Consider the following 12,503-nt stretch of genomic DNA (forward strand, 5'->3'; position numbering starts at 1 on the left):
GCGCCTGGCCCGCTCGCATACTGGCCACACCTTTCACCTGCCACGGAGCGCACCATGCTGATCCAGATCCTGACCCATACGCCCCTTTACGTCTGGGCGATTCTCGCGTTCTTGCTGTGGCGTGGCGCGGTCGAGATGCGCGATCGCGATGTCGCACCACGCAGGCTGTTCGTGCTGCCGGCAGTGATGCTCGCGCTGTCGCTGCACGACATGACGCGCAAGTTCGACCTCGGCTTGACGCTTGCTGGAATGTGGACGGCCGGTTGCATGCTGGCGGGATGGCTGGCCTGGCGCTTCGGCGCAATTCGCGTCGTCGCCGGGACGACCGCCGGGCACGTGCACGTGAAAGGCAGTGCCAGTGCGCTGGCGATCATGCTGGCGATCTTCGTGACCAAGTATGCGACGTCGGTGCTGCTGGTCGTGCAACCGGCGCTGGCGCTGCGGTGTGCGCCGGCCATCTGCTTCGTCTATGGCCTGTTCAACGGCTTCTTCCTGGGGCGCCTGGCGCGCGACGCGGCCGTCTGCTTCAGTCGTAACCCGGCAGCTTGCCCACGCACTGACCCAGTTCTTCCTGCGTGAGAAACACGCTGGGCGCGCCCTGGGCGTAGTTGCCCACTTCGTACGGATCCCATTGAAACGCAATGCCGGTCGAGGTAGGCAAGAACTTCGGCTCTTGCAGGTCGGCGAGCGCGCCTTGCTCCGGCCACGACAGGCGTTGCGCGCGCAGCTTCGTCACCAGGGCAGTGGACACCTTGTCGCGGCACGCGGTGCTCGCGGCGACAAAGTTGGTGAAGCGGGTGTGGACCGGTGCGCCGCTGCCAAGCGCGTAGTGGCGCAGCGCGCTGCGATACTGGCCATGCGCCGCGCCATATGAGTAGGTCCAGGTGCTCGCCTCAAGCGACATCAGCGTGGGCGAGTGCGAGCGCACCAGCACCTTGTTGCTGCATTCGAGGTCGGCGCTGCAATCGGCGACGGTCGTGCGCACCCAGTCGTCGACGCTGCCGTCGGGCAGCACGGGGAACAGGGCGGTAAACGAAAATTGCCGGTCGCTGCCTTCGGCGAAGGCTTCGGGCGAAGGGCGAGAAAGCGCCACCGCCCGGTACAGCACGAGGCGCTTCAGAGAAAACGTGAGCTGGCGGCCAAGCGTGGCCGAGGTCCAGCTACCGGTGCCACCAACCTTGCCGCCGTCGAGCGTGAGCGCGAACCGTTCGCCGCTTTGTGCGCCGGTGTCGTGCGATGGCGCCAGTTCGATGATGTCGCCCACCCCTGGTTGCACCGTTAGCGCCAGCACTGAACCGGTGAAATGGCGCGGGTACCAGTAAGCGCCCTGCATGACGTTCTTGCCGTCGGCATGCAGTCCGGCGGGCGCCGGGTAGGGCACGTCGATCTGGAACAGCGTGCCGTCGGCGAAGCGGCCTTCGTACAGGCCACCGGCGTCCCATTCGACGCGGTCGCGCGCCTGCAGCAGGTTATCGCGATCCTGCGCCGGCGCAGTCAGCGCCAACGTCGCACACCATGCACCGACCACCCAGCGAATCGTCTGCATGGCGCTCTCCCGTTAGCCCATCAATCGAAGGCCCAGGAATACAGCACATCGAGCGCGCTGTTGGTCCCGGTCTGGAACTGCAGCGAAATACGCGGCGTCAGCTTGTAGCGCAGGCGCACCAGGCTCGAAGCGGTGCTGGTGCCTTGCTCGAAGCTCAGGTAGGCGCGCTGCGAGATGCGCTTGCCGACCGTGACCACGGTGCTTTCCAGCCCGGAACCGTCGCCGCCGCCGGCGCCCTGTTTCAGGCCCAGTTCATCCACGCCCAGCGAATTGGCGATCTTCGACTGGATGCCGCCCGTGCCGCCGCTGCCGCCCAGCAGGGCGCCGGCCGCAGCGGCCAGTACGCCTTTCTGGTCGCCGCTGGCCGCTTCCATGCCCTGGCCGAGCACGAGCCACGACAGCTTGTCGCTGTCGGACACGTTCGGCGTGGACACCAGGCGCGCGGTCGGCGACTGCGCCGTGCCGCGCACCTGCACGCCGGCTTCGACGTTGGTCTCGGACAGCTGCTCGCCTTCGGGACGCTTGCGCACCGCGAGGATGTCGAGCGACGGGTTGTCGTACGGCCCGCTGAAGGTCATCACGGCGCGCTCGATCGACAGGTTCTGGCCATACGCGGCGTACGTGCCATTGAGCGCGCGGATCGTGCCGTTGATGCGCGGCTGGCCGCTGCCGGTCATGCGCACGCGCGCCGTGCCGGCGAGGTAGGCGTCGATGCCCATCGCGCGGATGTGGAAGTCGTCGCCCAGGTCGGCCGCCAGGTCCACCGTGAGCGGCACTTCCTTCTCGCTCGTCTTCGGCGTCGGCTTGGCCGTGCCGCGGCCCAGCACGATCACGTCGTCCGAGATCGTCGGCGTGCCTTGCGGCGCGAATTCGATCAGGGCGCGGTCGGCGCGGAATTTGCCTTCGAGGGCAAAGCGGCTGGCGTCGCGCACGAGCGATGCCTGGCCGCTGAGGATCACGGTGCGGTCCGGGCGCGCAAGTACTTCGAGCTTGTCCATGTTCAGGCGAATGTCCATCGTCGGCGCGCCATCGGCAAAGCGCACGTAGCCGCTGGCGGCGGCGCCGCCCTGGCGGCCCTGGAACGCCAGCTTCTCCAGACGCAGCTGGTCGCCTGCAAGCTGCGCCCGCAGTTCGCCATTGCGCAGATTGACGCCCTGATCGGCCCAGCGCACGCCCAGCTTGTCGCCGTCGAGATTGCCGTTCAGGCTCGGCTTGCCAATCGTGCCGCCGCCCGTCATGGCCAGGCGCAGCGCGCCATCGAGTTCCAGGCCCGGCTGGCCGGCCAGCGCCGCGAGCCAGGCGATCGACGGGAGGTTGGCGTCGGCCGTCATGCGCAGCGGGCTGGCGCTCTCGAGGCGGCCGTTGATCATCTGCGCGTTCGCTTCGATCTTGGCCACGCCGGTGCGGGCGCCGTCCAGGTCGAGGTTCACGCGCAGGCTGCTGCCGACCACTTCGGCGCGCGCTTCCAGCTGGCGCAGGCCAAGGGCCACGGGTGTGTCGCCACCGACGATGGCGTCGCCCTTTTCGCGGAACACGCGCACATTGCCGGCCAGCGAAGGCGCGGCGCCTTGCGCCTGCGGCGCGCGCATGTCGACCGACCAGGCGGCGCCCAGCGTCAGGTCGCCGCGCGCGTTGTCGGCCAGCGCCGGTGAAAATTGGGCCAGGTACGTCAGCGGCACGTTGTCGGCGTGGCCGCGGCTGGCCCAGCGCGCGCCGTCCTTGCTCAAGGTGTCGACCGTGATGCTGCCGTTGGCCAGCGCGATGACGGCGCCGTTGAAGGCGATGCGTTCGGGGCTGGCCAAGCCTGCCAGGCCGCCGCCCGGCGCGGCGCTGACGCTCAGGGGCACCGGCTTTTGCAGGTTCATGGCGTAGCGGCCGCGATTTTGCAGCGCCGCCAGCGTGCCGCTCCAGGTGTCTTTCGTGAAGCCGCCACGCAGTTCGGTATTGGCGTCAAACGCATCGCCCATCGCCGCCAGGCGCAGCGTGTGCGCGCCGCGCGTGCCGTCGGTTGTCAAGCGCACGGACGCCACGCGCGTATCGCCATTGGCGTAATCGAGCACCTCGACGTTGGTGACGAGCGGATCGCTCGCGCCACGGCCGGAGCCCAGGTTGGCGCTGGCTTTGAGCGAGCGCACCGTGTGCGTGCCCATCGCGCGCAGGTTCTGGCCGGCGATGGTGGCAGTGAGCGACGGCGTATCGGCGGTGCCCGACAACACGCCCGAGCCGCGCAGCACGCCGCCGTACTCAGGGCCGAATGCCGCCAGTTGGGGCGCGTCGATACGCCAGTTGAGCGCATCGCGCGCGGCGCCGAAACTGCCATTGGCGGCGATGACGTTCGGGCCGACGTGCAGGTCGACATTGGCGTCGGACACGTGGCGGCGGTCGGCCGCCAGGCGCGCATGGCCCCAGAACGGCGAATTGGCCAGCGTCGAGTCGACCACCTTGAGGTCGAGCGCGCCGCGCCAGTCGGCGCCGGCGCGGCCGTTGCCGCTGAAGGTCGAGTTGATATTGCCGGCCAATGGCGAGCCAAAGGCGGCCGGGTTGAAGCGTTCGGTCGCGCCAGTGGCCTTGACTTCGACCACGCGTGCGTCTTCCGGGCCGCCGAGCCAGGCTTCGCCCTTGGCGCGCACGACGCCGCTATTGTTCTTGCGCTGGGCATCGACCCAGCCCAGGTTGCGCGCGTTGACGTCGAAGGTCGTGCGCGGCGCGGCCATGGTGCCGGTGACGACGCCATTGGCCACCACGGCGCCATACAGGTCGGCGCGCACGGCGGCGAGCTGGCGGCCATCGAGGCGCCATTGCAGGCGGTCGCCGGCGCCGCCAAAGGCGCCTTTCAGATCCACCGTGTTCTGGCCCAGGGCCAGGCTGGCGTCGATGCCGGCAAAGCGCTTGGCGTCGGCCGTCAGTTTGCCCTTGCCGCTGAGCGGTTGATTCATGAAGCGGCTCTGGCGCACGGCGAAGTCGGCATCGACCTTCCACGCGGGGCTCAAGATGCCGGCGGCGTTGACCGTGGCGTTGATGTCGGCCGCCGGCAGGTCGCCGAATTCTGATGGGTCAAACCGATTTGCGCTGGCCGTGGCCTTGAACGCCTGGTCGCCTTCGAGGTTCATCGTGCCGCTGGCGGTCACGCTGCCACGCCTGGCGCGCAGCGTCGCTTCGCGCAGCGTGGCCACGTTGTTTTCGAGCGTGGCCAGGGCGCTCAGGCGCAGGCCGGCGTCGATCAGGTTGGCCTCCAATGTCTGGCGCGTGGCTTCGTTGGTGACCGCGATATCGCCCTTGATCGCGGTTGGCTTCATGGCCGAATGCACCTCGCGCAGGTTGAAGCGGTCGGTGTGCAGCGCGAAGCGCGCGGTGCCGATGCCTTCTTCGTCCTTGGCCCGCTGCACGCCGCCGGTACCGGTGAATTTGCCGGCCGCGCCGAAGTCGAGCAGCACATTCGAGACGTTCAGCGCCGACAAATTGCCGCCCAGCTGGCCGCGCGCCGCGCGCAGCGGCAGGCGTTGCTGGTCGATCGTGCCTTCCGGGCCGGTGTTGGTGATGTCGACACTGCCGCTGATATTGCGTTGTTCATCGAGCTTGCCGGTCACCGCGAAGGTCAGGTCGGCCGTCGGCAGGGCGGGGTTGAAGAAGCCCGGGTCGACGTTGCGGCCATTGATGCGCAGCGCGCGCAGCGGAATCTCGGCGTACGGCGCGATCGTGAAGTGGGCGTCGCCGATGGCGCGGCCGGCCGTGCCGGTGGCGTCGATCAGCGTGGCGTTTTCGATGTCGCCGCCGACTTTCAATTGCAGTTGCGCGGCGCGGGCGCCAGCGCTGGCCTGTGATTGGGTCAGGCTGGCCGAGGCGTCGATTTTAAAAGGCCGCGCCGCGCCGACGGTGGCGTTGGCCGCCACCTGGCCCCACGGCGTGGTGGCCGCCGCATTCTGCACGACCCAGCTGCGCTTGTCGCCCTTGGCGCGCACGCGGATATTGTCGATGCGCGTCTCGGCGCCGGCCATGTTCACCATCGTCATGTTGCTCAAGCGGCCATCGTCGACCTCGACCCGGAACGGCGGGGCCAGGCTCGCTGGCAGCACGGACGGCTCGTCGGTTTCTTTCAGCGTCTGCATGCGCACGCTGGCGGCCCACAGCTGGTCGATCAGGATGCCGCCCGACAGCACCTGGCTCGGTGACCAGTCGATGGCGATCTTGTTGGCGGTAACGACCTGTTCGTCGGTGCGCCAGACCAGCCGCTCGATGTACATCTTGCCGTACAGCGAACCGGTAATGCCGGTGAGCGTGAGCTTGCCACCGGTGGCGCTGGCGACGCGCTGGGCGATCATCTGCAGCGTGGTTTCACGGCCCAGGTACCACAGCGTGCCGCCGACGATGACGCCGGTGGCGACCAGGCCAATGGCCACGCGGCGCGGCCAGCGGCGCGGCTTGCCCGGCTGCGGTTGATCGGGCGTCGAATTGGTGTCAGGTGTATCCATCAGAACGTGAATCCGAGTGAGAAGTGCAGGCGCGCCTTGCGCACTGCATGGCCATAGGCCAGGTCGACATTGATCGGACCGACCGGGCTGCGCCAGCGCGCGCCCACGCCGTAGCCCGACTTGGGATTGAGGTCGCCGAACTTGTCGGCGGCATTGCCGACGTCATAGAACACGGCCACGCCCCAGGGCGGCTTGAACCAGTACTGGTATTCGGCGCTGGCGGTGGCCAGGTAACGCCCGCCAACGGTGGCGCCGTTTTCTTGCACGCCCAGTTCTTGATAGCCGTAGCCACGCACCGACTGGTCGCCACCGGCGCGGAACAGGAAGGTGCTCGGCACGCCGAGCTTTTCCTTCGAGGCCACGGCGCCCGTTTCGCCGCGCAGGATCAGCGTGCCGGCGGTGCCGACCGGCTTGTAGTAAATGCCGCGCAGGTACATGCGCAGGAATTTTTCATCCGTCAGGATCGGCAGCACGGCGCCCCCCAGCTGTGCGTTGACCACGTAGCCGTTGTTTGGCAGGATCAGGCTGTCGAGCTTGCGCTTCGTGATGCTGTACGTGAGCGGCAGGCTCTTGGTGCGGGTGGGCTCGAGGCCTTGCACTTCGCGCTCTTCGGTCAGCGCTTCGAGCGTCACGCTTTGTTCGAGCAGCGGCGTGCCCCAGGCGCGGCGCGCCGCGACGCTGGCCAGCGTGGTCAGTTCGCCGCGCAGGTCTTCGCGTTCGACGCCGGCGCTGATGCTGTCGTTGTAGCCCTTGGCCGTGGTCGGCCAGAAGAATTCGCCCTTGGCGGTCTGGCGTTTCTGTTCGTAGATCAGGTCGCTCTTGAAGCGCTTGCCGAACACGTTCAGGTCGTCGTAGCTCAGCTGCGCCCGCCCGCCCGTGTCGGTCGAGAAGCCCACGCCGACCTCGACATTCTTTTGCTTGTTCTCGGTCACGCGCACGACCACCGGCAGCGTGGTCGGGCCGGTTGCCGGTTCCGGCGTGGCAGGGTTGGCGTCGCTGTCGGCGTCGTCCTTGATGTCGGCGATTTCGGCATTGAGCACGGCGCGCATGTCGGTGCTGACTTCGACACTGGCGAAGTAGCCGGTGTCCTGCACGCGCGATTGCAGCGCCTGCAGCGCCGCTTCGCTGTACTGGTCGCCCGGATTGATCTTGTTGAGATTGGTGATGACCTGGGCCGGATAGCGTTTCAGGCCGCGGATGCGCAAGTCGCCGAAGCGCATCTCGGGGCCCGAATCGATCACCACGCGCAGCAGCGCGCGGCGCGAGTCCGGGTCGACGGTCGCGCTGGTTTCGACCAGGCGCGCGCGCGGGAAGCGGCTCTGTGCGATATCGCGCACCAGGCCCTTCTTGGCGCCTTCCCAGTCGGCCTGGCGGAACTGGCTGCCCACCGGCAGCGTCCAGCGGTTGCGCAGGGCGCCGGCGTCGAACGGTGCGCCGCCTTCTTCAAAGGCAGCAAAACCCTGCAGCACCAGGTCGACGTCGCCGACCAGCACCGGCTGGCCCGGATCGACGATCACGCGCGCGACCGGACGGGCGCCGCTGGTATCGAGGCCGACCGACACTTTGGGTGAGTAGTAGCCTTCGGTGGCGATCAGGCTGGTGGCCTGGGCCGGCGCCTCTTTGACGAGGCGCTGCAGCTGGTCGAGGTCGACGCGCGCATTGCCGCGCCAGCGCATCAGGTCGAGGTTTTCTTCAAGCAGCGTCTCCAGCGCGCGCGGTGCATCGATGCGCACCGTGTAGTCGACAGCGGTCGTACTCTGGGCATACACGGCAGTGGCAAACACGAATGCGCCGACACCCAGCAGGGAACGTTGCAGCAGCGGAGGAAGGGTGCGCTGGCGGGGACCCTTGCGCTGGTGGGGATTCGATCGTGACAACGTGACGCTCCATTGGGATACTCATTGGCATCTTAACTGATTGGCAAAGTCGATGTCGGACGTGAAACGTTGCGCGTGCGCGTCTGGACAAGCGCAGGTTCCCGGCCACGGCGGCGGCGATCTGTGCCAGAATTCGCGGTTGACTGCCGTTTTTTATTTCTATACGACCATGACCATTCTCTCCACCGATACCGCACTCGTCCTGTTCAGCGGCGGCCAAGATTCCACGACCTGCCTCGCATGGGCTTTGCAACGGTATGCGCGGGTGGAGACGATCGGCTTCGATTACGGCCAGCGCCATGCGATCGAGCTGGCGGTGCGCCCCGGCGTGCTGGCCAAGCTGCGCGCGCTGAACCCTGACTGGGATACGCGCCTGGGCGACGATCACATGATCGACCTGTCCCTGATCGGCAAGATCTCTGACACGGCTTTGACCAGCAATGTTGCGATCGAGATGCAAGAAAATGGCTTGCCGAACACATTCGTGCCTGGACGTAACCTGATGTTCATGACGGTGGCGGCGACGGTGGCGTACCGGCGCGGGCTGAACGTGCTGGTGGGCGGGATGTGCGAAACGGATTTCTCCGGCTACCCGGATTGCCGCGACGACACGATGAAGGCGCTGCAGGTGGCGCTGAACCTGGGCATGGCGACCAGGCTCAAGGTCGAGACACCACTGATGTGGATCGACAAGGCCCAGACCTGGGAACTGGCGCAGCAGGAGGGTGGCGAAGCGCTGGTCGATCTGATCCGCTTCGACACGCACACCTGCTACCTCGGTGAACGGGGCGAGGCGCATGCCTGGGGGCACGGGTGCGGTACGTGTCCGGCGTGCGCCTTGCGTGCCAGGGGTTACGAGCAGTACGTGGCGCGCAAGCTTGGGCAAACTGCACAATTGCGCTAGCCTCAAAACCGTCGTTCCCGCGCAGGCGGGAACCCAAGTCCGATGCGCTGCCGAGAAGGTTGATTTGGTGGCACATCAAGCATAACTTGGGTTCCCGCCTCCGCGGGAACGACGTGCTGGGGTTGATGGGGAACGCGATCTGATCAGGCCGCAGCGGCCTTGTTCAAATCAACCCGACGCGAGCGGCGCATCACGTACCACACGATTGCCACAGGCACCACCAGCGGCAGCAGCAGCGGCGAAATCACCAGCGCCAGCACGACGGCGCCGATCGCCAGCGAGCCGATCAGGATAGCGCCGACCCCGGCGAACACCACCGCCAGCACCACTGCCACGATCATCGAGATGAACGCCGCCAGCAGCGTGCCGCCGCCCGCGAACAGCGTGGCGAGCAGGAAGCCCAGCGGGCCGTCGATGTGTTCGCCATCGAGATTGACCGCCATATCGCCACTCCAGGCGAACATATTCCACAGCATGGCGGCAAACAGGAACAGGATGACGTAGGGGGCGTATTTTTTCATGGCAGTCCTCGCGGGTGGTTGGGTTGAGCGTCTTGGTCTTGCATGTTTGAACTGTATGCGCGGCGGGCATCCATCGCGAGCGGCGTGCGACAGGCTGCGCAATCCGCGGGACGAAATGTACATAGGCCGGACCAGCCAGAATGAAGGGAATCGGTCCTTGCAATCACGGCAGCGTTTCCTATACTGACAGCCTGCTCTGTTCCAGGGGGACCCCATGTACGCTGTGCTTTACGCCATTCGGGACCTGGCTCTCGCGTCGTTCGATCCCAAGGATCCGCCGTCGGCGCCGCCCGCCATTCCGCCGATTATCATCACGCCGTTCAACCGGCACACGCCATCGCCCAACGGCGATCCGCGCCCGATTCCGGTCGGTCCACCGGTCATGCCGCCGCCCGGTCCATCGTGGCGCTGTCCACGCATCGTCGACGATTGCCCGGCCTAGTCGACGACTAATTTCACCAATCGCCCGCACCGTCGCCGTGCGGGCTTTTTCATGGGGCCGGTTTCCTCTATGATCGTGGTTTTGGGCGCGCGAGCGCCGAGGACATCGACACATGAACGACCAGATGCTGGACACCGACGACAGCGAAGAAGACAGCGGCCCCGTGCAGCAACCCCGGCTGTGGCAGGGCAATGGCTGGACCGCGCGCGTCATCAAGAACGATGACGACGAGGGCTGGGCCGTGGCGATGTACAAGGATGGCGAGCCCGAACCGGCGCTGGTCGGTCCCTGGACCATGGGCCGCGACAAGAAGAACCCGAAGCCGCTCGACGTCAACGCCTTCAATACGCTGATCAAGACGGCGTCCGAAGTCATCCGCCGCCATGAGCAGCACATGCACGCGATCCTGCACAAGAACCTGTACATCTTCACCGAGCAGGGCGAGCTGAAAGTGACGCTCGACATCGTGCCGGACGACGACGACCCGTATGCGATGCTGGCCGCCACCGACGAAATGGGCGAGCAGGTCGCACGCGTGCGCGTGGCGACCACCTTCAAGCTCACCCCAAGCTCGGCCCAGGCCTGGGTCGAAGCCGATTTCCGCGCACCGCGCTAAAAAACGACATCCAGGCAGTGGCAGGCTGCTGCCCTCTGTCCTTAGCTGCTACTATTTCCTCTGCGCATTTTTAAATGCATTTCACGAACACGTGGGGGGAGTATGGAACGTCTGGACCGACTGGATCGGCTGGAAGCGGTGCAGTCGATGCTGCTTGAAATCGGGCAGCTCTCGACCAGCTGCAGCGACATCACCGCATTCATCCGGGCCGTGCACGGCGCCCTGGGCCGCATCATGTATGCGGCCAATTTCTACGTGGCGCTGGCCGACCGTGAAGACGGCACCGTACGCTTTCCCTATTTTGTCGACGAAGCCGATGGCACGCGCGATCCGCTCGAGCGCATCCAGCTCGCCTCACCCGAACAGTCACCCACGGCCTGGGTGCTGCTCAACCGCCAGACGCTGGTGTTGACGGCCGCCGATTTCATCGAGCGCCACCGCAAGGCGGCCGGGCGCTGGGGCAGCGGCAGCACGCCCGAGCATTTCGTCGCCTGCCCGCTGCTCGACCAGAATCACCAGGCGCTGGGCGCCATCGTCATCCAGAGTTACTCGAGCGACCATACCTATAGCGAGGAAGACCTGGCGCTGTTCGCGCTGATCGCCAACCACGTCTCGAACGCGCTGCAAGGCCTGCAAAGCATGGATCGGCTGGAACGCGCCGTCTCGGAACGCACCGCAGCCCTGGCGCACGAGGTGGCCGAGCGCGGCCGCGCCGAGAAGGTACAGCACGCGCTGTACCAGATCGCCGACCTGTCAGCCCAGGCGCTCGACGCCGACCAGCTCAGCGCCAGCCTGCACCGCATCATCGGCGAACTGATGGTGGCCGATAACTTCCTGATCGGGCTCTACCACCCGCGCACGCAGGAAATCAGCATCCCTTACTTTGTCGACCAGAAGGACAGCGCGCCGCCGTTGCAGCGCTTCCCGTTCGGCAAGGCGATGTGCTCGCACATCCTGTCGACCAAGCAGGCGCAGTTGCACGATGTGGCCAGCTTCAAGGCGCTGGTGGCTGCCGGCGCCGTCACCGAGCCGCTGGGCAGCAATGACATCGCCAGCTGGATGGGCGCGCCGATGCTGGTCAATGACCAGCCGTACGGCGTGCTCGTGGTGCAGAGCTACGACGCGGCCATTGTCTACACCAAGGCCGACCTCGACCTGCTGGCGTTCATGGCCAGCCATGTGGCCGTGGCGATTGCGCGCATGCAGGCCGACCGCAAGATCCGCAAGACCAAGGAGGCCCTCGAGCAGCAGAATGCGGCGCTGAACGACGCGCTGCACGCGCTGCAAGAGGCGCAATCGGAACTGGTGCGGCAGGAAAAGCTCGCGTCGCTGGGCCGCCTGGTGGCCGGCGTGGCGCACGAAATCAACACGCCGCTGGGCATTTGCGTGACGGCCACGAGCCACCTGGTGGAGGAACTGAAACTCACGCGCGAGGAACTGGCGGCCGGCGAGATGACCGAAGACAGCCTGGCGAGCTTCTTCGACATCGTCGACCAGTCGCTGCGCATCATGACCACCAATACACAGCGCGCCGCGAACCTGGTGCGCAGCTTCAAGCAGGTGGCGGTGGACCAGTCGTCGGACGATATCCGCAGTTTCAATCTGGGGCAGTACCTGAACGAGGTGTTGATGTCGCTGCACCCGAAACTCAAGGGGCGGCCGGTGAAGGTGGCGGTGGATTGCCCGCCCGACCTGATGCTCGACAGCTTCCCTGGTGCGGTGTCGCAGATCCTCACCAATATGGTCATGAACTCGCTCGTGCACGGCTTCGAGCGCGAACAGGCCGGGAACATCACCTTGCGCGCGGCGTTGGACAGCGACGGCTGGGTGGCGATGGATTACGCCGACGATGGCGCGGGGATGGACGCGGACACGCTGGACAAATTGTTCGATCCGTTCTTCACCACGCGGCGGGGAACCGGCGGTAGCGGGCTGGGGGCGCATATCCTGTACAACCTGGTGACCGGGGCGCTCGGCGGGACGGTGCGGGTGGAGAGTGCGCCGGGGCAGGGACTGACGTATCACTTGCGGTTTCCGCGGTCGTTGCGGAAGTAGATACCGTCTCCCCTGTCAAGCCCTAAGGCGCAAATTTTGGGTCATAGGGCTTGCCAGAATGGATCACGCCGAA

At 66.4% G+C, this 12,503-nt stretch carries 9 protein-coding genes; 5 read left to right on the top strand and 4 right to left on the bottom strand.

The genetic code is table 11. From position 1 onward, the window contains the following. The first annotated feature begins 54 nt into the window (after nucleotides 1-54). Complete coding sequence (locus tag AB2N08_RS15350) at nucleotides 55-579, top strand: DUF6622 family protein (RefSeq protein WP_367611527.1); 525 nt, start codon at nucleotides 55-57, stop codon at nucleotides 577-579. On the opposite strand, the gene AB2N08_RS15355 is transcribed toward AB2N08_RS15350, so the two are convergent. From AB2N08_RS15355 to AB2N08_RS15365, 3 genes are read right to left on the bottom strand one after another with little or no spacing between them, the layout of a single operon-like run. Further along, nucleotides 527-1,546: an RsiV family protein gene (locus tag AB2N08_RS15355; RefSeq protein ID WP_367611528.1), complete on the bottom strand. Its 1,020-nt coding sequence runs from the start codon at nucleotides 1,544-1,546 to the stop codon at nucleotides 527-529. The genes AB2N08_RS15350 and AB2N08_RS15355 overlap by 53 nt on opposite strands. A 20-nt stretch (nucleotides 1,547-1,566) precedes the next feature. After that, the gene (locus AB2N08_RS15360) at nucleotides 1,567-6,015 is read right to left on the bottom strand and encodes a translocation/assembly module TamB domain-containing protein (RefSeq protein WP_367611529.1); all 4,449 of its coding nucleotides are present in this window, start codon (nucleotides 6,013-6,015) and stop codon (nucleotides 1,567-1,569) included. Next, nucleotides 6,015-7,892 (bottom strand): autotransporter assembly complex protein TamA, encoded by a 1,878-nt coding sequence (locus AB2N08_RS15365; RefSeq protein ID WP_367611530.1) that lies wholly within the window; start codon nucleotides 7,890-7,892, stop codon nucleotides 6,015-6,017. The genes AB2N08_RS15360 and AB2N08_RS15365 overlap by 1 nt, the downstream gene beginning before the upstream one ends. Before the next feature lie 169 nt (nucleotides 7,893-8,061). Between AB2N08_RS15365 and queC the strand changes: the two genes are divergently transcribed. After that, on the top strand, nucleotides 8,062-8,796 hold the full coding sequence (gene queC, locus AB2N08_RS15370) for a 7-cyano-7-deazaguanine synthase QueC (RefSeq protein ID WP_367611531.1): 735 nt from the start codon (nucleotides 8,062-8,064) through the stop codon (nucleotides 8,794-8,796). A gap of 143 nt (nucleotides 8,797-8,939) precedes the next feature. Here queC and AB2N08_RS15375 read toward each other — a convergent pair whose 3' ends face one another. After that, a complete protein-coding gene (locus tag AB2N08_RS15375) occupies nucleotides 8,940-9,317 on the bottom strand; it encodes a hypothetical protein (RefSeq protein WP_367611532.1) in 378 nt (125 codons plus the stop codon). Nucleotides 9,318-9,531: 214 nt separating this feature from the next. Here AB2N08_RS15375 and AB2N08_RS15380 point away from each other — a divergent pair, with 214 nt between their 5' ends. The 3 genes from AB2N08_RS15380 (at nucleotide 9,532) to AB2N08_RS15390 (ending at nucleotide 12,430) form a co-directional block, all read left to right on the top strand. Beyond that, complete coding sequence (locus AB2N08_RS15380) at nucleotides 9,532-9,759, top strand: hypothetical protein (RefSeq protein WP_367611533.1); 228 nt, start codon at nucleotides 9,532-9,534, stop codon at nucleotides 9,757-9,759. Between the two features lie 112 nt (nucleotides 9,760-9,871). Next, nucleotides 9,872-10,375 carry a hypothetical protein gene (locus AB2N08_RS15385; RefSeq protein ID WP_367611534.1) on the top strand — a complete coding sequence of 168 codons (504 nt, stop codon included), beginning with the start codon at nucleotides 9,872-9,874 and terminating at the stop codon, nucleotides 10,373-10,375. Between the two features lie 102 nt (nucleotides 10,376-10,477). After that, nucleotides 10,478-12,430 (top strand): GAF domain-containing sensor histidine kinase, encoded by a 1,953-nt coding sequence (locus AB2N08_RS15390; protein WP_367611535.1) that lies wholly within the window; start codon nucleotides 10,478-10,480, stop codon nucleotides 12,428-12,430. Nucleotides 12,431-12,503 lie beyond the last annotated feature (73 nt).

Origin of the sequence: Massilia aurea (genome assembly GCF_040790145.1) — a bacterium.
GTDB classification, from domain to species: Bacteria; Pseudomonadota; Gammaproteobacteria; order Burkholderiales; family Burkholderiaceae_D; genus Telluria; species Telluria aurea_C.